This window comes from Kitasatospora dryopteridis (assembly GCF_050749075.1).
Taxonomy (GTDB): domain Bacteria; phylum Actinomycetota; class Actinomycetes; order Streptomycetales; family Streptomycetaceae; genus Kitasatospora.
Genome location: NZ_CP192749.1, coordinates 2,362,465 through 2,380,369, shown reverse-complemented (window position 1 = coordinate 2,380,369; position 17,905 = coordinate 2,362,465). Strand labels below are relative to the sequence as shown.

The following is a 17,905-nucleotide window of genomic DNA, read 5'->3' as shown; positions in this document are numbered from 1 at the left end:
AGGCGCGGCGGACGTCCGCCGAGTCGATCGAGGCGACTTCCCGTCAGGCGTTAACGCCCGTTGGCGTTTCCTGGCCATCTTGGTGGCATGCATCTGTCACTCGCCGGTCGTTTGCTGCCACGATTCCTCCGGCCGCAAGCGGGCTGGACCCCAACCCCCCGGTGCGGCCGCACCAACGACATGTAAAGCGCCTCCGCAACACCTGCACGGCCCCCACTTGCACCGCACCCGTGCCGCGCACCCACCGGCCGGGCCCCCGCTGCGCCGCAACCCCGCGGCCCAGGTTCTCTCCACCGTTCGTGACCCCGCGACCGGTCGGAAAAGGAGTCCGCATGTCCCGCTACACCCCTGCCCGGGTGAGTATGGCCGCGCTGGCGGCCACCACCGCTCTGCTGGTGTCCGGCATCCCGGTCGTGGCGAACGCCGCGCCGGCCGCGCCCTCGGCCGTGGCCCCGCAGGCGGCCCTGAACCGCGCCCAGCTGCTCTCCGACGCCGGCCAGCGCAGCGCCGCCGTCGCCCAGACGCTGGGCCTCGGCTCGCAGGAGAAGCTCGTCGTCAAGGACGCCGTGGTGGACGCCGACGGCAGCCGGCACCTGCGCTACGAGCGCACCTACGCCGGACTCCCCGTCCTCGGCGGCGACCTGGTAGTGCACCAGAACGCGGCCGGCGCGACCAAGAGCGTGGACAAGGCCAGCCAGGCCGCCCTGACCGGCATCGCCACCACGCCGAAGCTGGCCGCCCCGAAGGCCCAGGCCGCCGCGCTGGCCGCCGAGTCGGGCTCCGCCCTCGACACCGCCCCGCGCCTGGTCGTCTGGGCCGCCGACGGCTCGCCGCGCCTCGCCTGGGAGACCGTCGTCTCCGGCACCGAGTCGGACGGCACCCCGAGCCGGATGCACGTCATCACCGACGCCACCAGCGGCAGCGTCATCCACAAGTTCGAGGGCATCAAGACCGGCACCGGCACCGGTGTCTTCGTCGGCAACGTCACCATCGGCACCACGCTGTCGGGTTCGACGTACCAGATGAAGGACGCCGGCCGCGGCAACGGCTACACCACCAACCTGAACCACGGGACGTCCGGCACCGGCACCCTCTACACCAAGTCGACCGACACATGGGGCAACGGCTCGGCCTCCAACTCGGAGTCCGCCGCGGTCGACGCCCACTTCGGCGTCGCGTCCACCTGGGACTACTTCAAGAACGTCCACGGCCGCAGCGGCATCAAGGGCGACGGCGTCGGCGCCTACAGCCGCGTGCACTACGGCAACAACTACGTGAACGCGTTCTGGGACGACGACTGCTTCTGCATGACCTACGGCGACGGCTCCGGGAACACCCACCCGCTGACCGAACTCGACGTCGCCGGCCACGAGATGAGCCACGGCGTCACCTCGAACACGGCCAACCTCAACTACTCCGGGGAGTCCGGCGGCCTGAACGAGGCCACCTCCGACATCTTCGGCAGCATGGTCGAGTTCTACGCCAACATCCCGTCGGACAACCCCGACTACCTCATCGGCGAGCTCATCGACATCAACGGCAACGGCACGCCGCTGCGCTACATGGACAAGCCGTCCAAGGACGGCAACTCCGCCGACTACTGGTCCTCCACGGTCGGCAACAAGGACGTCCACTACTCGTCCGGCGTCGCCAACCACTTCTTCTACCTGCTGTCCGAGGGCAGCGGCGCGAAGGTGATCAACGGCGTCAGCTACGACTCGCCGACGATGAACAGCATCGCGGTCACCGGCATCGGCCGCGACAAGGCCGCGAAGATCTGGTTCCGCGCGCTGAGCGTCTACATGACCTCGACCACCAACTACGCGGCCGCCCGCACCGCCACCCTCAGCGCCGCCACCGACCTGTACGGCAGCGGCAGCGCCGAGTACAACGCGGTCGCCACCGCCTGGGCCGCCGTCAACGTCGGCTCGCTGCCCAGCGGCACGGTCACGGTGACCAACCCGGGCAACCAGACCACCGCCCTCAACGGCACCGCCAACCTGCAGATCCAGGCCAGCGGCGGCACCGCCCCGCTGACCTTCACCGCCACCGGCCTGCCGACCGGCCTGTCGATCAGCAGCACCGGCAAGATCACCGGCACGGCCACCACCGCGGGCACCTACAACGTGACCGTGACCGCCAAGGACGCCGCCAACAAGACCGGCTCCACCAGCTTCACCTGGACGGTCAACTCCGGTGGCGGCGGCACCTGCACCCCGGCGCAGCTGCTCGGCAACGCCGGCTTCGAGTCCGGCAACACCACCTGGACGGCCTCCAGCGGTGTGATCGACAACTCCGCCTCCCAGGCCTCGCACGGCGGCTCCTGGAAGGCCTGGCTGGACGGCTACGGCTCCAGCCACACGGACACCCTCTCCCAGACGGTGACCATCCCGGCCGGCTGCAAGGCCACGCTGAGCTACTGGCTGCACATCGACACGGCGGAGACCACCACCTCCACCCAGTACGACAAGCTGACCGTGACGGTCAACGGCACCACCGTCGCCTCGTACTCGAACCTCAACAAGGCGACCGGCTACAGCCAGAAGACGATCGACCTGTCGGCCTACGCCGGCCAGTCGGTCACCCTCAAGTTCACCGGCGTGGAGGACTCCTCGCTGCAGACCAGCTTCGTGATCGACGACACCTCGATCCAGACCAGCTGAGCCTGAACCGGTAGTCCGCAGGGGCCCGGCCGCACTGTGCGGCCGGGCCCCCGCACATGCCCCGCCGGCCCTGCGGATCCCCGGCGGCTGCCCGCACTGTGAGACTCCGGAAATCCCGGCGCAACACGAAACACCGCGGAAACACGGCTGTCCGCGACGGGTAATACGGCCCGGACACACTCTCCCGATCGGTGCGCCCCCACCACCCGCCGGCGCACCGCACGGGAAGGTTCCGCATGCTGCTCGCTGACTCCACGGCCGGCCTCGACACCGGCGACACCGCCTGGCTGCTGGCCAGCACCGCGCTCGTCCTGCTGATGACCCCGGGCCTGGCGCTGTTCTACGGCGGCATGGTCCGCACCAAGAGCGTGCTCAACATGATCATGATGAGCTTCGTCTCCATCGCGGTGGTCACCGTGGTGTGGCTGGCGGCCGGATACTCGCTCGCCTTCGGCCCGGACGCCGGCGGCTGGGGCCTGATCGGCGGGCTCGACCACCTCGGCATGGCGGGGATCACCCCGGCGAGCCTCACCGGCCACGTGCCGACCCTGCTCTTCGCGACCTTCCAGCTCACCTTCGCGATCATCACTGCGGCACTGATCAGCGGCGCGGTCGCCGACCGCACCCGGTTCGGCGCCTGGGTGGCGTTCACCGCCGCCTGGACCCTCCTGGTGTACGTGCCGGTGGCGCACTGGGTGTTCTCGCCCGACGGCTGGGTGCTGTCGAAGCTCGGCGCGCTGGACTACGCCGGCGGCACCGTGGTCGAGGTCAACTCCGGTGCCAGCGGCCTCGCCCTGGCCCTGCTGCTCGGCCCCCGCCTGGGCTTCCGCAAGGAGGCCATGCGGCCGCACAACCTGCCGCTGGTGCTGCTCGGCGCCGGCCTGCTCTGGTTCGGCTGGTTCGGCTTCAACGCGGGCTCCGCGCTCGGCGCCAACGGCACCGCCGCGGCCGTCCTGCTCAACACCCAGGCGGCAGGCTGCACCGGCCTGCTGGGCTGGCTGCTGGTGGAGAAGCGCAGGGACGGCCACGCCACCACGCTCGGAGCGGCCTCCGGCGCGGTGGCGGGCCTGGTCGCGATCACCCCCTCCTGCGGCAGCGTCGACCTGCTGGGCGCACTGGCGATCGGCCTGGCGGCCGGCGTGGTCTGCTCGTACGCGGTGAGCTGGAAGTTCCGTTTCGGCTACGACGACTCGCTGGACGTGGTGGGCGTCCACCTGGTGGCCGGCGTGATCGGCACGGTGCTGATCGGCGTGTTCGCCTCCGCGGTGATGACCGGCGGCCCGGTCGGGCTGCTGCACGGCGGCCTCACCCTGATCGGCAAGCAGCTGCTCGCGGTGCTGGTGGTGGGCGCCTACGCCTTCGGCGCCACCTACGGCATCGGCAAGGTGATCGACCGCTTCATGGGCCTCCGGGCCCCGGCCGAGCACGAACTGACCGGTCTGGACCTCGCCGTGCACGCCGAGACGGCGTACGATCACGGCGTCCTGGGCCACGGCACGACGGCCCACGCCACCGTGCTGGCACAGCACCCGTCCGACAAGGCCGCCACCGCATGAAGCTGATCACCGCCGTCGTCAAGCCGTTCAAGCTGGACGAGGTCAAGACCGCGCTGCAGGAGCGCGGGGTGCACGGGCTCACCGTCACCGAGGCGAGCGGCTACGGGCGCCAGCACGGCCACACCGAGGTCTACCGCGGCGCCGAGTACCGGATCGACCTGGTGCCCAAGGTGCGGATCGAGGTCGTCGTCGAGGACGAGGACGCCGAGGACGTGATGGACACCATCGTCGCCGCGGCCCGCACCGGGAAGATCGGCGACGGCAAGGTCTGGTGCGTCCCGGTCGACGGCATCGTCCGCGTCCGCACCGGCGAGCGCGGGCCGGACGCGGTCTGACCCGCTGTCGCCCGCTCGCCTCCGGGCCCTTCGGCTCGGGCCCGGCCCGGCGCTCACTCCTGGATGACGGAGGCCCGGGCGGCGCCGTCACGGGCGACGGCGACCGGGATCCGGAGGGCGAACTGCGGCGAGGCGGCGACCCCCGCCCAGTACTCCGCCGTCATCGGCGGAGTGTCCCGGGCGTGCTCGGGCTCGCTCTGGCCGTACTGCAGCCTGCGGCCGGAGTAGGCGGTGATCTCGACCGCCACGTTGTCCTGCCGCTGGACGACCGCCCGGTAGCTGCCGTCGATCGGGGAGTTTCCGTCCTTGTAGGTGGCCACCAGGGCACCCCCGTCGCCGACCCGGCACGTCATGGTCAGGGGGACCGTGAATTCGGGCACGTTCGGGCAGTCCTTCACGGGGGGCAGGGTGTCCGAGGTGACGTCGACCCCGAGGGTGCTCCAGGTGCCGTCGCCGAAATCCACGTCGACGGTGAAGCCGATCGGGCCGTTGCCCCGGTTGCCCATCGACCGGAACCTGTCGTACTTGGCCGAGTCGGGCAGCAGGCCGGCGAACACGCCGAACAGCCCGGCCGGGGTGGTGGCGACCTTGCCGTTCACCGGAGGGTCGGTCGGGCCGAGGACGGACGGGAGCGAGGCGCTCGGCGTGCTCGCCGCGGGCGCCTGGGAGCGGTTGAAGGTGTCGGGGCCGAACGCGGCCACCCCGCCGGTGATCAGGGCCACCGCGGCGGCCGCGCCGACGGCCCGGGTGATCCGGCGGCGCCGGCGCAGCCGGCGGCCGCGGACGGTCGCCTCGGCGACGATGGTCTGAACGGGGACGTGGAGCTGGTCGGCGCCTGCACCGAGCAGCCTGCTGAGGTCGTCTTCGATGTCCATGGTGGGTGCTCCGGGAGCAGTGAGGGGACGGGCAGGAGTCAGAGCCGGAAGAGGAGTTCGCGGTCGTCGCCGAGGATGTCCCGCAGCCGGGCCAGGGATCGGGTGTTGAGGCTCTTCACCGCGCCTGCGGAGATGCCCATCATGTCGGCGACCGCCTCGATGCTGTGGTCCTCCAGGTACCGCAGGACCACCACCGCCCGGTTGCGCGGCGGCAGTTGGCCGAGCGCGGCGGTGAGGGTGAGACGCAGGTCGCTGCCGTGGCCGGTGGGCTGCGGGTTGTCCGGCAGGTCGGCGAGCACCACCTCGGTGGAGCGCTTGAGCCGGCGCTGCGAGAGGTAGCTGCGCAGCAGCACGGTGCGGGCGTAGGCGTCGAGGCCGGCCTCGTCCTCGCGCCGCTGCAGCCGGGGCCAGACCGCGAACATCTTGGCGAGCGCGGTCTGGACGAGGTCCTGGGCCTGGTGCCAGTCGCCGCACATGAGGTACGCGACCTGGAAGAGCCTTCGCGTGCGGGTGCTCGCGAACTCCTCGAAGTCGAGAGCTCTTTGCATGCCGTCGTTCCCCCGTGTGTGCGTGGTCGGTGTGGTTGTCGTCCCCCTCATAGACGCGCCGGGGCGCAGGTGAGGTATCAGTGGAGTCCGGCGATGTTACCGGCGAGTCCGATTCGTTGCCTTCCACAGTCTTGACGCTCTGTTCACACCCGCCGTAAGTTCGGCGCGCTGAAAGTTTCCTGCAAGTTTCAGCTGTCTTGCAGAAAACCTAAGCATCGGGTTGCGCGCGGACGGCGTATCGCGGTCGCGCACCCACTCGTGCTCCACCGCCCGCCACCCCCTGCGCCGCGGGCGGTCCTGGCTCACCCCCACCCAGCCCCAGGAGACACCGTGGTCACCACCGTCAGCGCAGGCCGTCGCGGCCGCGCGATCGGCGCACTCACCGCGTCCGCCGCCCTGGCCCTCTCGATCGGTGCCGGGCTCTCGATCGCCCCCACCGCCGAGGCCACCCCGCCCGGCACCAAGGACGTCACCGCCACCCTCTTCGAGTGGAAGTTCGACTCCGTCGCCAAGGCCTGCACCGACACGCTCGGCCCCAAGGGCTACGGCTTCGTCGAGGTCTCACCGCCCCAGGAGCACATCCAGGGCTCCCAGTGGTGGACGTCCTACCAGCCGGTCAGCTACAAGATCGCCGGCCGGCTCGGCGACCGCACCGCCTTCCAGTCCATGGTGAGCACCTGCCACGCCGCGGGCGTCAAGGTGATCGCCGACTCGGTGATCAACCACATGTCGGCAGGCTCCGGGACGGGCACCGGCGGCACCAACTACACCAAGTACAACTACCCGGGCTACTACCAGGACCAGGACTTCCACTCCTGCCGCCAGGCGATCAGCAACTACGGCGACCGCTCCAACGTGCAGAACTGCGAACTGGTCAACCTCTCCGACCTGAACACCGGCTCCACGTACGTCCAGCAGACCATCGCCAACTACCTGAGCGACCTGCTCACCCTCGGCGTGGACGGCTTCCGGATCGACGCCGCCAAGCACATGGCCGCCTCCGACCTGGCCGGCATCAAGGCCAAGATGAGCGACCCCAACGCCTACTGGGTGACCGAGGTCATCTACGGCGCCGGCGAGCCGGTCCAGCCCTCCGAGTACACCGGCCTCGGCGACGTCGACGAGTTCCGCTCCGGCACCTGGCTGAAGAGCGCCTTCAACGGCGGGAAGATCTCCGACCTCTCCACCTGGGGCAACGGCCTGCTCGCGAGCAACCAGGCCCGCACCTTCGTCGACAACTGGGACACCGAGCGCAACGGCTCGACCCTCACCTACAAGTACGGCTCCGCCTACACGCTGGCCAACGTCTTCATGCTGGCCCACCCGTACGGCTCGCCGAACGTCTACTCCGGCTACGCCTTCACCAACAACGACGACGGCCCGCCGAACGGCGGCACGGTCAACGCCTGCTACAGCGACGGCTGGAACTGCACCCACGCCTGGCGCCAGGTCGCCAACATGGTCGGCTTCCGCAACGCCGTCTCCGGCACCGCGATGACCAACTGGTGGTCCAACGGCAACAACGCGATCGCCTTCGGCCGCGGCAACAAGGGCTTCGTCGCGATCAACCGCGAGTCCGGCTCGATCACCCAGACCTTCCAGACCTCGCTGCCCGCCGGCACCTACTGCGACGTCCAGCACGGCGACCCGGTCTCCGGCGGCTGCAGCGGCACCAGCTACACCGTCGGCTCGGACGGCAGGTTCACCGCCACGATCGGCGCCGGCGACGCCGTCGCCATCTACGTCGGCGCGGGCGGCCAGCCCACCTCCACCCCGACCGCCACGCCCACCGGCAGCAACAGCACCACCGTCTTCTACTCCACCAACAAGAACTGGTCCGCCTACTACCTGCACTACGCGCCCACCGGCGGCACCTGGACCACCGCCCCCGGCGTCGCGATGACCGCGGCCTGCACCGGCTGGGTCAAGTACACCGCGAGCCTGGGCAGCGCCACCGGCCTCGCCGCGACCTTCAACAACGGCTCCGGCACCTGGGACAACAACAACAGCGCCAACTACGCGCTCGGCACCGGCAACGTCACCGTCAAGGACGGCGTGGTCGGCACCGGCGACCCGTGCGCCACCGCCACCCCGACGGCGACCCCGACCAGCACCCCGACCTCCGGCACCACCGGGGCCTCGTTCGCGGTCAACGCCACCACCGTGACCGGCCAGAACGTCTACGTGGTCGGCAACAACGCGGCCCTCGGCAACTGGAACACCGGCTCCGCCCTGCTGCTCTCCTCGGCGGCCTACCCGGTCTGGAAGCTGGACGTCGCGATGGCCGCCGGCACCGCCTTCGAGTACAAGTACATCCGCAAGGACGCGAGCGGGAACGTCACCTGGGAGAGCGGCGCCAACCGGACGGCCACCGTCCCGGCGAGCGGCCTGGTCACCCTGAACGACACCTTCCGCAGCTAGCCGCCCGCCCCACCCGGACGGCCGCCGCACCCACGGTGCGGCGGCCGTCACGGTTGCCGGGACGAAACCCCCCGAAGGAGTGGAGTACCGGCGGAGCCGGCACTCACCGCCCCGCCCGGCTGCCAGCATCGCCGGGGTGACCAGAACCCCCACCACATTCGCGATCCTGGACATCGAGCTCTGCGGCGGCCGCTGGGACGGCCACCTGAAGCGCGTCCACGCCTTCGCGCCCCCTCCCTTCCTGCGCATGGTGCTGCGCGCCGACCTCCCGGTCCCCGAGGCCGGCGAGTACTGGCCCACCACCAGCGTCTACCGCCTCGACACCGACGGCTTCCGCCCGCGCTACCGGCACTCCCACGACGAGTGAGGCCGGCCCCGGCCGGCAAACGGCACGGCCGCACCGCCGCCCTGCCGGGGGCGCAGCGGCGCGGCCGCGGGGTGAGGGTGTCAGTGGCCGAAGTCGAACCAGTTGACGTTCACGAAGTCGGCCGGCTGGCCGCTGGTGAAGGTCAGGTAGACGTCGTGGGTGCCGGTCACCGCGGAGATGTTGGCCGGTACCGTCCGCCAGTTCTGCCAGCCGCCGGTGTCGCCGATCGCGAAGGAACCGATCGGGGCGTTGCTGCGGCTGTCGAGGCGGACCTCCACCAGGCCGCTGACCCCGCCGCCGGCGCCGGAGGCGACCCGGGCGAGGAACTGGGTGGCCGGGCTGGAGCCGAAGTTGACGCCCTTGTACTGGGCCCAGTCGCCGTTGGCCAGCCAGCCGATGTCCTGGCCGCCCTCGCTGCAGGTCTCGGTGGCGGTGCCGGACTGGCTGTTGAAGGACTCGGCCTGGATCGGGCTGTAGGCGTCCCGGTTGCCGGGCGGCGGGGTGGTGGTGGGCGTGGGTGTCGGGGTGGGCGTCGGGGTGCTCGAGCCGCCCGACCGCCAGACGCTCACGTAGTCGACCACCATCGGCACGCCGGACACGGTGCCGCCGTCGGGGCCGCCGCCGAAGGCGCCGGGGAAGCCGCCGCCCATGGCCACGTTGAGGATGACGAAGAAGCCGTGGTTGGTGGCGTTGTTCCAGGTCGTCGCGTCCACCTGGTTGGAGTTGACGGTGTGGAACTGCACGCCGTCGAGGTACCAGCGCAGCTGCTGCGGGCTGGTGGAGCGGTCCCATTCGACCGCGTAGGTGTGGAAGCCGCTCTGGCAGGTGGGCGTGCAGGCGCGCTGGCCGCCGATTCCGGTGGTCTCGTTGCACAGCCCGCCCGGGCTGGTGCCGCAGTGCAGTGTGGCCCACACGTTGTTGAGGCCCTGGACGTTCTCCATGATGTCGATCTCGCCGATGCCCGGCCAGTTCCACCAGTTGCCGCGGAACGGCTCGCCGAGCGCCCAGAACGCCGGCCAGTAGCCCTTGGCGGCGGCGCCGGTGACGTTGGGCATCTGCAGCCGGGACTCGATGCGCAGCTTGCCGCCGGCCGGGGGCTGGAAGTCGGCCCGGTTGGTCTCGATCCGGCCGGAGGTCCAGTTGCCCGCCGCGTCCCGCAGCGGGGTGATCCGCAGGTTGCCGTTGCCGTCGAGGGAGACGTTGGCGGTGCTGGCGGTCATCGTCTCGATCTCGCCGGTGCCGAAGCCGGCGGGCCCGCCCGGGTACGAGGTGCCGGTGGTGTAGCGCCAGTCGGCGGTGTTGACGCCCGACCCGGCCGGGCCGTTGAAGTCGTCCGCGAAGACCTGGGTCCAGCCGGAGGGGGCCGGGGGGACGCTGGCCTCGGCGCTCATGGTGCCGGCCAGGCCGGTGGCCAGCAGGCCGAGCAGCCCGGCTGCGGTGAGGACGTGCCGTATGCGTGGTCTGAGCCGCATGGGTGCCTCTCGTGGGGTGGGAGCCAAGGAAATGAGAGCGCTCTCGAATGTGGTACCGAAGGCGGCAGTTGATGTCAACGACTGAAGGCGGATCAGACCTTAAGGCGGGGTTATCCTTCATGGCTCGTACGCAATGCCTTGACAGTTGAGGGTTCGGCCGCCACTCTCCGATCGAGAGCGCTCTCATCACGGACAGGGCTGACGCCCGGTCACAAGCCGCACCCGGCAGAACCTCCGCCCCGGAGCGGCGGGCCTCAGCCGCGCCCGATGTACGGCATCGCGGTGGCCATCACGGTGGCGAACTGGACGTTCGCCTCGAGCGGCAGCTCCGCCATGTGTCGAACGGTGCGCGCGACGTCCGCGGCGTCCATGGTGGGCTCGGGCGCGATCCTGCCGTCGGCCTGCCGGACGCCGGCGGTCATCGCGGCGGTCATGTCGGTGGCGGCGTTGCCGATGTCGATCTGGCCGCAGGCGATCCGGTAGGGGCGCCCGTCCAGCGACAGCGAGCGGGTCAGCCCGGTGACGGCGTGCTTGGTCGCCGTGTACGCGATCGACTGCGGGCGGGGCACGTGCGCGGAGATCGAGCCGTTGTTGACGATCCGGCCGCCCTGCGGGCGCTGCGCCTTCATCTGCCGGAAGGCGGCCTGCGCGCACAGGAAGGCGCCGGTGAGGTTGAGGTCGACGACGGCCCGCCAGTCCTCCACGGCGAGGTCCTCGACGGGGGTGGACACGCCGAAGGTGCCGGCGTTGTTGAACAGCAGGTCCAGCCGGCCGAAGCGCTCGGCGGTCTCGGCGAACAGCGCGTCCACCGCGGCCGGGTCGGTGACGTCGGTGGGCACGGCCACCGCCCCGCCGCCGGCCAGCGCGGCGGTCTCCCGCAGAGGCTCGGCCCGCCGCCCGGCGAGCACGGTGCGCCAGCCGGCGGCGGCGAGCTCCAGCGCGACGGCCCGGCCGATCCCGCTGCCGGCCCCGGTCACGACGGCGATCTGCTGCGGCACGGCTGGGCTCCCTCGGTTCGGCGGCGTCCGGACGGTCTCCCGATGATCGCGCCGCCGTCCGGGCGGTGTCACTCGTGGCGGCGTCCAACACGCCGCCCGTCCGGCCGCCGTCCGGCTGGTGCAACCTCCCGAACCCCGCCGTCCGGCGGGGGCGCACCCCGCCGAACGGCCGGTTGCCCGCCCTGTCGCAACCGGGTCCGTGCAGGTCGGCGTCATAGGATCACGGACGGCACGGACGCCTCCCACCCGGGCGGCCGTGCCGTCCCGGGGTGCTCGGGGCCGTCGCGCCGCGCCCCGGACAGGCCCCGCCCGGGGCGCTCGCCCGCCCGGCCGCCCCGGGGCGTCACACCGTCGGAGAGATCGATCGTGCACCCGCAGACCACCCGTGCCCGCAGCCGGGCCGTCCGTATTCGTACCCTCGTGGCGGCCGGCGCCGCGGCGGCCCTTGCCGCCGCCCTGTCCGCCTGCGGGAGCACCGCGGAGACGACGAACTCCCAGGACGAGGCCAAGCCCGCGGCCGCCTCAGGCGCCCCGGCGAGCCCCACGCCGCCGCCCAGGCCCAAGAAGGTGCTGATGCCCACCGGGCCGGCCGCCGACCTGAAGAAGGTCCGCGACACCGAGGCCGGGCCGATCATGATGACCACCCTGAACGGCCCCAAGTCCGGGGTCAGCGGCAAGGTCTGGGTCTGGCTGCCGCCGCAGTACGACGACCCCGCCTACGCGCACCACGGCTTCCCGGTGCTCACCCTCTACGCGGGCGGCCAGAGCGCCGGCTACAACACCTGGACGGACAACCAGCTGCCGATCCAGAGGATCGACGCCGAGCTGTCCAAGGCGGGCAAGGCACACCCGTTCATCCTGATCATGCCGGTGCAGAACCTGAACTCCAGCGAGTCCAAGGCGCTGGAGTGCTCCGACATCCCCGGCCAGCCGAAGATGGGCACCTGGATGGCCGAGGACCTCCCGGACTTCGTCCGCGCCAACTTTCGCACCGTCAAGGGCCGGGACGGCTGGGGCCTGATGGGCGCCTCCACCGGCGCGTTCTGCAGCGCCAAGCTCGCCCTGCAGCGCCCCGACGTCTTCAAGGCCGCGGTGCCGATCGACGGCTACTTCAACCCCGACTCCCCGCTGTGGAAGGGCCACGAGCAGGAGCGGCTCGCCAACAGCCCCGGCGAGCTGGTCGCCAAGGGCAAGGCGGACGTCCGGATGCTCGCCACCGCCGGCGGCGCCAACGCGTACGAGACCGGGCTGGTCAAGGCGTGGGTGAAGAAGGCGGTGCCGCCGCTGACCGTCGAGTACTACGAGCAGCCCGGCGGCAAGCACCTCACCTCGGACTTCAAGAAGATGATCCCGGACACCCTGATGTGGCTGAGCAAGAACCTGGCGGGCCCGCAGGCCGACTGACGCGCCGTCCGGGGTCCCGCGTGTACGAATTCGGCGAGTCCGCCCCCGCGGGGCCCCGCGGAGCGGGATACTCCATTCCGGCGGCGGGCGCAGCCCGCCGGCCCGCGCCTGTTCCAGCCGCAGCGCGCCCCGAGCGGGCGCCGGGCACCCCGGCGCCCGGGCCCGCGGCGATCGACCGGATCGTTCGGAACGTCCCGATCACCCCGCTGACCTGCGCGTCAATCGGTCATTGATTCGACTCTGATGGGCTTTCCGCACGCTGGAGCCCTGGCCGAGCACCACTCGCGGTGCCGGAGCCGTTCCAGCCCCAGTCAGCCGCGAAGAGAGCGCCATGTCCTGCCACCTGCTCCCTGTCGACTCGCCCCAGATCCCCGCCCAGCCGCTCTCGGAGCGCCGGATGCCGGAGGTCGAGCCCATCCCGTTCGCCGGACTTCGCCTCGTGCACGCCGCCCTGCGCCGCGACCTCGCCCGGCTGCCCAACGCCCTGCGCCTGCTGCAGCCCGGCGACGACACGACCGCCCAGGCCCTGCAGCGCCACTGGGACTTCATGACCGCCATGCTCACCTGCCACCACGAGCAGCAGGACACCCGGCTGTGGCCGCTGCTGCGCCGCTTCGCCCCGGAGCTGCGGCTGCTGCTCAACTGGCTGGAGGCCGACCACCACAACCTCGACCACTCCTTCACCCGGGTCACCACCCTGGTACGGATCGCCACCCGCGACCCGGCCAGCTCCTGGCCGGTCGCCTACGCGGTGGAGGAGCTCACCGCGCGGCTGGAGACGCACCTGCGGATCGAGGAGCGGCAGCTGCTGCCGCGGATGGCCGGCGTCTTCCCGGCCGGGTCGCGCATCGGCACCCTGCCCGAGCTGCTCGACCTGCTGCGCGCCGCCGACGGCCCGGCCGCCTCGGACGCCCTGGTCTGGCTGCTGGACGGCGTCGACGAGGCCCAGATCGACCGCCTCCTCGCCGACTGCGACGACTCCACCGCCCGGCACTGGCCGCACTGGCGCGCCACCTACGCCCGCTGCTCCGAGCAGCTGTGGGGGCCGGACCGCTGACCGGCGGTCAGGCGGCGCCCAGGGCCGCCAGGTACGGGCCCAGGTCGGCCGCGTCCGCGGTCGCCAGCCCGATGTAGCCGTCCGGCCGGACGAGCAGGTAGCCCTCGCCGTACCCCTCGGCGACCCGTGCCGTCCGCACCTCCGCGGGCAGCCCCGCCGGGTCGGGCAGTGCGGTGCCGGCCACGACCAGCGTCAGGTGCGTGCCGCGCAGCACGTCGAACAGCCGCCCGGTGCCGTCCGGGGTGGTGCACCGCGCGTCCGGGGCCCGGTCGCCGGCCTGCAGGTCGTCCTCGGCGAGGCCGTCGCGCCGCTCCTCGGCGAGCGGCCCGCCGCGGTAGCCGACGCCCAGCTGCTCGGTGTGCGGGCCGCGCTTGGCGGAGACGCCGACCGCGCCGGCCCGGTGCAGCGAGGTGGACATCTCCAGCACGTCCGCCGCGACCGGCAGCCGCTCCAGCTCGTAGCTGTCCAGCAGCGCCTCGGGAGCGCCGTGGCGCAGCACCCGGCCGAACTTCCAGCCCAGGTTGTAGGCGTCCTGGACGCTGGTGTTGAGGCCCTGGCCGCCGGCGGGGGAGTGCACGTGCGCCGCGTCCCCGGCGAGGAACACCCGGCCGGCCCGGAACCGGTCGGCCAGTGCGGCCCGCGGACGGAAGCCGGAGGCCCAGCGGACCTCGGTCACCGCCTCCCCGGACAGGTGGGTGCGCTCGGCGACGATCTGCCGCACGGCCTCGGCCGAGGTGTCCGGCTCGCCCTCCTCGTACTGCGCGAACAGCTGGAAGTCCGCCTCGGTGCCGCCGGGCATCGGGCACAGCAGGGCCGCCCCGCCGGGGGCGTGCTGCCAGACGTGCCAGTGGCTGCGGGCCAGCCCCTCGATGCGGACGTCGGCGACCAGCGCGGCCTTCTCGTCGACCGTCTCGCCGGCCATCGGGATGCCCGCCGCGCGGCGCACCGTGCTGCGGCCGCCGTCCGCGGCGACCAGGTAGTCGGCGGTGGCGGTGCCGACCGTGGTGTCGACCTCGACGCCGTGCGCGTCCTGGCGGACGGCGAGGACGCCGGTGCCGAACTCGACGGAGCCGCCCAGCTCCAGCAGCCGCGCGTGGAGGATCTCCTGGGTGCGCCACTGGGGGAGCATCCACACCTCCGGGTAGGGCACGCCGTCCTCGGCGGGCCGGCGCTCCATCAGGTCCCACTCCGGGCCGGGCTCGCCGCCCTGCCAGCTGCGCATCAGCGGGTACGGGGAACCGGAGGCGTGGACGGCGCCGATCACCCCGAGGTCGTCGAGGACCTCCTGGGTGCGCGGCTGCAGGCCCTTGCCGCGGGAGCCCGGGAAGAGGCCGGGCGCCTGCTCCAGCAGGCGGAACCGGACACCGCGGCGGGCCAGGTCGCAGGCGAGGGTGAGGCCGGTCGGGCCGGCTCCGGCGATCAGGACTTCGGTGTGCATCCCCGTCTCCTTAACGCTGTTAAGTGGCTGTGGTCAGAGCATCGCCTTAACGGTGTTAAATTGTCAAGGGGGGATTCGGCAGGAGACAGTGCGGCGCCGACCCGGCGCAGACCCGGAGGTGGACGTGGCAGCCAAACTGGAACGCACGAAGGTGGTCGACACCGCCCTGCGGCTGCTCGACGAGACCGGCCTCGACGGCCTCACCCTGCGCCGGATCGCCACCGAACTCGACGTCAAGGCCCCCGCCCTGTACTGGCACTTCGCCAACAAGCAGGCCCTGCTCGACGAGATGGCCACCGAGATGCTCCGCCGGATGACCGCGTCCGCCGAGCCCCCCGGCCCCGACGCCGGCTGGCAGGACTGGGTCCTCGCCACCTGCCGCACCCTGCGCCGCGCCCTCCTCGGCCACCGCGACGGCGCCAAGGTCTTCAGCGGCACCCGGCTCACCGACACCGGCCACGCCGACCGCTTCGAGGAGCAGCTGCGCGCCTTCGTCCGGGACGGCTTCACCCTCGACGCCGCGATCGAGGCCTACTTCACCGCCTACTCCTTCACCATCGGCTTCGTCATCGAGGAGCAGGCCGTCCACCCGCTCCCCGGCGAGCGCACCCCCGGGTACGACACCGGCGAGCGCGCCCGCGCCATGGGCCCCGACCACCCGCTCACCGCGGCCTCCGGCGAGGGCCTCTTCACCGACTACGACCGGCGCTTCGAACGCGGCCTCGCGGTGGTCGTCGCCGGCGTCGACGCGGTGCTCAGGTCCTGACCCCGAGGCTGTCCCGGACAGCACGGCCGCCCCCGCCGCCCGGGAGGGGGCGGCGGGGGCGCCGCAGTGCGTACGGCCGGATCAGCCCGTCGGCCGTGTCCGGACGGTGCGGGCGGGAGGCCGCCCCGGCCCGGGCGATCAGGCCGCCCACGACGTCCACCGCCACGACGTCCACCGCCGCGGCGCCTCGGCGGCACAGCAGGTCGACCGCGTGCAGCGAGCGCCGGCCGGACCGGCAGACCATCACCTGCGGCCGGCCGCAGAGGCAGGGAGTGCGGCCCCCGACTCCAGCCGGCCCGTCGGCAGATGGACGGAGCCCGGAACGTGCCCGGCCGCCCGCTCGTCCGGCTCGCGGACGTCCAGCAGGACTGCGGCGCCGGCGGCGGTCGGCCGGTGCGCCTCGCCCGGCGACAGGCGGCCGGTTCGGTCGGTGGGAGCGGGCCTGGCGGTACTCCTGAGCCGGGTCGACAGGCCGGGCCTGTAGCTGGGGGAGGGCGGCCCGGAGGCGTACCGGCCGCCCGGGCGGGCGCTCTTACGAGCGCGCGGTGCCGGATGCGTCGGTGCCGGGAGCGGCCGTGGCGGGGGCCGAGGTCAGCCCGGCCTCGACGGCGTTGGCGAAGCCGTCGTCGACGGCCACCACCTCGCGGCCCGCCGCGTCCAGCAGCGAGGCGGCGATCGCCGCCCGCATGCCGCCCGCGCAGTGCACCCAGACCCGGCCGGGCGGCACCTCGTTGATCCTGCTCGGCAGCAGGTGGACGGGGATGTGCACGGAGCCGGTGACCGCCCCGCCGGCCCGCTCGGAGGCCCGGCGGACGTCCAGCACCACCGGCCGTTCGGCATCCGGGGACGCGGCCGGTTCGAGCGCCGCCGCCAGGGCGGCGAAGTCCGCCCGGGGGAAGGAGCGCGGCCGATCGCCGTCGGCCGTCCAGTCCTCCGGGCCGCCGGTGGCGGCCGCGGCGGGCCGGTCGATCCCGACCCGGGCCAGTTCGCGCTGGGCCGCGGCGATCTGCTCGGGGCTCTCCGCGAGGAGGGTCACCGGCCTGCCCCACGGGATCAGCCAGGCGAGGTAGGTGGCGAGGCTGCCGCTGCCCTCGATGTTGAACGAGCCCGCCAGGTGCCCCTCGGCGAAGGCGACCCGGCTGCGCAGGTCGACCACCCACTCGCCGGCGGCCAGCCGGGCGGCGAGTTCGGCGGCGTCGGCGCGCCGCGGCGGGGTCAGGTCGACGGGGGCGGGGCCGGCCGCGTTGGCGGGGCCCATGTGCGCGTAGTAGGCGGGGATGTCGTCCAGCCCGGCGAGCAGTTCGGCGACGAAGGTGTCGGCGTCCTTGACCAGGGCCTCGTTCTGCTTCCGCTCGGTGCCGATGGTCGTCCCGCTGTGGCCGTCGGCGGAGTGCCCGGCCGCGCAGAAGCTGCCGAAGCCGTGGGTGGGCAGCACCGCGGTGGTGTCCGGGAGGCTGTCGGCGAGCCGGTGCGCGGAGGCGTGCTGGGCGCGGGCGAGCTGTTCGGTGAGCCGGGGCTCCACCAGGTCGGGGCGGCCGACGGTGCCGATGAGCAGCGAGCCGCCGGTGAACGCGGCGACCGGGCGGCCGTCCTCCTCCAGCACGTACGCGGTGTGGTGCGGGGTGTGGCCGGGGGTTGCGACGGCGCGCAGCGCCAGGCCGGCGTCCACCTCGAACACGTCGTCGTCCGCGACCGGCACCCGGTCGAAGGCGACGCGGGCCGCGGCCGGCACCAGGTAGCGGGCGCCGGTGAGCCGGGCGAGCTCCAGGCCGCCGGTGACGTAGTCGTTGTGGAGATGGGTCTCGACGACGAGCGCGATCCGGACGCCCTGCCGGGCGGCGGCCCCGACCAGTCGGTCGACGTCGCGCGGCGGGTCGACCGCCACGGCGGCGGTCGCCCCGCCCGCCAGGTAGCTGCGGTTGCCGAGGCCTGTGAGCTCCACGGTGTCGATGAAGAACATCGTCGTCCCTTCCCGTTCCACGGTACCCCTAGGGGTATCTGTTCT

The 17,905-nt window shown here is 72.6% G+C and carries 16 protein-coding genes; 8 read left to right on the top strand and 8 right to left on the bottom strand.

Features of this window, described 5'->3' with window-relative positions; genetic code table 11:
- Positions 1–332: 332 nt before the first annotated feature.
- The 3 genes from ACQ614_RS10820 to ACQ614_RS10810 all read left to right on the top strand — a co-directional run bounded on the left by ACQ614_RS10820 (position 333) and on the right by ACQ614_RS10810 (position 4,554).
- On the top strand, positions 333–2,663 hold the full coding sequence (locus ACQ614_RS10820; protein ID WP_431678256.1) for a M4 family metallopeptidase: 2,331 nt from the start codon (positions 333–335) through the stop codon (positions 2,661–2,663).
- A 236-nt stretch (positions 2,664–2,899) separates the two neighbouring features.
- A complete protein-coding gene (locus ACQ614_RS10815; protein ID WP_431678254.1) occupies positions 2,900–4,219 on the top strand; it encodes an ammonium transporter in 1,320 nt (439 codons plus the stop codon).
- On the top strand, positions 4,216–4,554 hold the full coding sequence (locus ACQ614_RS10810; RefSeq protein WP_030269157.1) for a P-II family nitrogen regulator: 339 nt from the start codon (positions 4,216–4,218) through the stop codon (positions 4,552–4,554). Before ACQ614_RS10815 ends, ACQ614_RS10810 begins: the two co-directional genes overlap by 4 nt.
- Before the next feature lie 53 nt (positions 4,555–4,607).
- Here ACQ614_RS10810 and ACQ614_RS10805 read toward each other — a convergent pair whose 3' ends face one another.
- Entirely contained in the window at positions 4,608–5,429 is an 822-nt protein-coding gene (locus ACQ614_RS10805) for a hypothetical protein (protein WP_431678253.1), read from the bottom strand.
- Between the two features lie 38 nt (positions 5,430–5,467).
- Positions 5,468–5,977, bottom strand: coding sequence for a SigE family RNA polymerase sigma factor (locus ACQ614_RS10800; protein ID WP_431678251.1), 510 nt, complete (start codon positions 5,975–5,977; stop codon positions 5,468–5,470).
- Between the two features lie 369 nt (positions 5,978–6,346).
- On the opposite strand from ACQ614_RS10800, the gene ACQ614_RS10795 reads away from it, so the two are divergent.
- Positions 6,347–8,398, top strand: a complete 2,052-nt coding sequence (locus ACQ614_RS10795) for a carbohydrate-binding module family 20 domain-containing protein (protein ID WP_431683889.1) — start codon at positions 6,347–6,349, stop codon at positions 8,396–8,398.
- 136 nt (positions 8,399–8,534) lie between these two features.
- Positions 8,535–8,765 (top strand): hypothetical protein, encoded by a 231-nt coding sequence (locus tag ACQ614_RS10790; RefSeq protein ID WP_431678250.1) that lies wholly within the window; start codon positions 8,535–8,537, stop codon positions 8,763–8,765.
- 80 nt (positions 8,766–8,845) lie between these two features.
- Here the strand turns inward: ACQ614_RS10790 and ACQ614_RS10785 are convergent, their stop codons facing one another.
- Both ACQ614_RS10785 and ACQ614_RS10780 read right to left on the bottom strand, forming a co-directional pair.
- On the bottom strand, positions 8,846–10,237 hold the full coding sequence (locus tag ACQ614_RS10785) for a glycoside hydrolase family 16 protein (RefSeq protein ID WP_431678249.1): 1,392 nt from the start codon (positions 10,235–10,237) through the stop codon (positions 8,846–8,848).
- Positions 10,238–10,491: 254 nt separating this feature from the next.
- On the bottom strand, positions 10,492–11,235 hold the full coding sequence (locus ACQ614_RS10780; RefSeq protein WP_431678248.1) for an SDR family oxidoreductase: 744 nt from the start codon (positions 11,233–11,235) through the stop codon (positions 10,492–10,494).
- 366 nt (positions 11,236–11,601) lie between these two features.
- Here ACQ614_RS10780 and ACQ614_RS10775 point away from each other — a divergent pair, with 366 nt between their 5' ends.
- On the top strand, positions 11,602–12,639 hold the full coding sequence (locus tag ACQ614_RS10775; RefSeq protein WP_431678246.1) for an alpha/beta hydrolase: 1,038 nt from the start codon (positions 11,602–11,604) through the stop codon (positions 12,637–12,639).
- 331 nt (positions 12,640–12,970) lie between these two features.
- Complete coding sequence (locus ACQ614_RS10770; protein ID WP_431678245.1) at positions 12,971–13,696, top strand: hemerythrin domain-containing protein; 726 nt, start codon at positions 12,971–12,973, stop codon at positions 13,694–13,696.
- Between the two features lie 7 nt (positions 13,697–13,703).
- On the opposite strand, the gene ACQ614_RS10765 is transcribed toward ACQ614_RS10770, so the two are convergent.
- Positions 13,704–15,134, bottom strand: coding sequence for an FAD-dependent monooxygenase (locus tag ACQ614_RS10765; protein ID WP_431678244.1), 1,431 nt, complete (start codon positions 15,132–15,134; stop codon positions 13,704–13,706).
- 124 nt (positions 15,135–15,258) lie between these two features.
- Here ACQ614_RS10765 and ACQ614_RS10760 point away from each other — a divergent pair, with 124 nt between their 5' ends.
- Entirely contained in the window at positions 15,259–15,900 is a 642-nt protein-coding gene (locus ACQ614_RS10760) for a TetR/AcrR family transcriptional regulator C-terminal domain-containing protein (RefSeq protein ID WP_431678243.1), read from the top strand.
- Here the strand turns inward: ACQ614_RS10760 and ACQ614_RS10755 are convergent.
- The 3 genes from ACQ614_RS10755 to ACQ614_RS10745 all read right to left on the bottom strand — a co-directional run bounded on the left by ACQ614_RS10755 (position 15,890) and on the right by ACQ614_RS10745 (position 17,860).
- A complete protein-coding gene (locus tag ACQ614_RS10755; RefSeq protein ID WP_431678241.1) occupies positions 15,890–16,144 on the bottom strand; it encodes a hypothetical protein in 255 nt (84 codons plus the stop codon). The two genes, ACQ614_RS10760 and ACQ614_RS10755, sit on opposite strands and share 11 nt — an antisense overlap.
- Entirely contained in the window at positions 16,144–16,263 is a 120-nt protein-coding gene (locus ACQ614_RS10750; protein WP_431683888.1) for a rhodanese-like domain-containing protein, read from the bottom strand. Before ACQ614_RS10750 ends, ACQ614_RS10755 begins: the two co-directional genes overlap by 1 nt.
- A 169-nt stretch (positions 16,264–16,432) precedes the next feature.
- A complete protein-coding gene (locus ACQ614_RS10745) occupies positions 16,433–17,860 on the bottom strand; it encodes an MBL fold metallo-hydrolase (protein WP_431678240.1) in 1,428 nt (475 codons plus the stop codon).
- Positions 17,861–17,905: the final 45 nt, after the last annotated feature.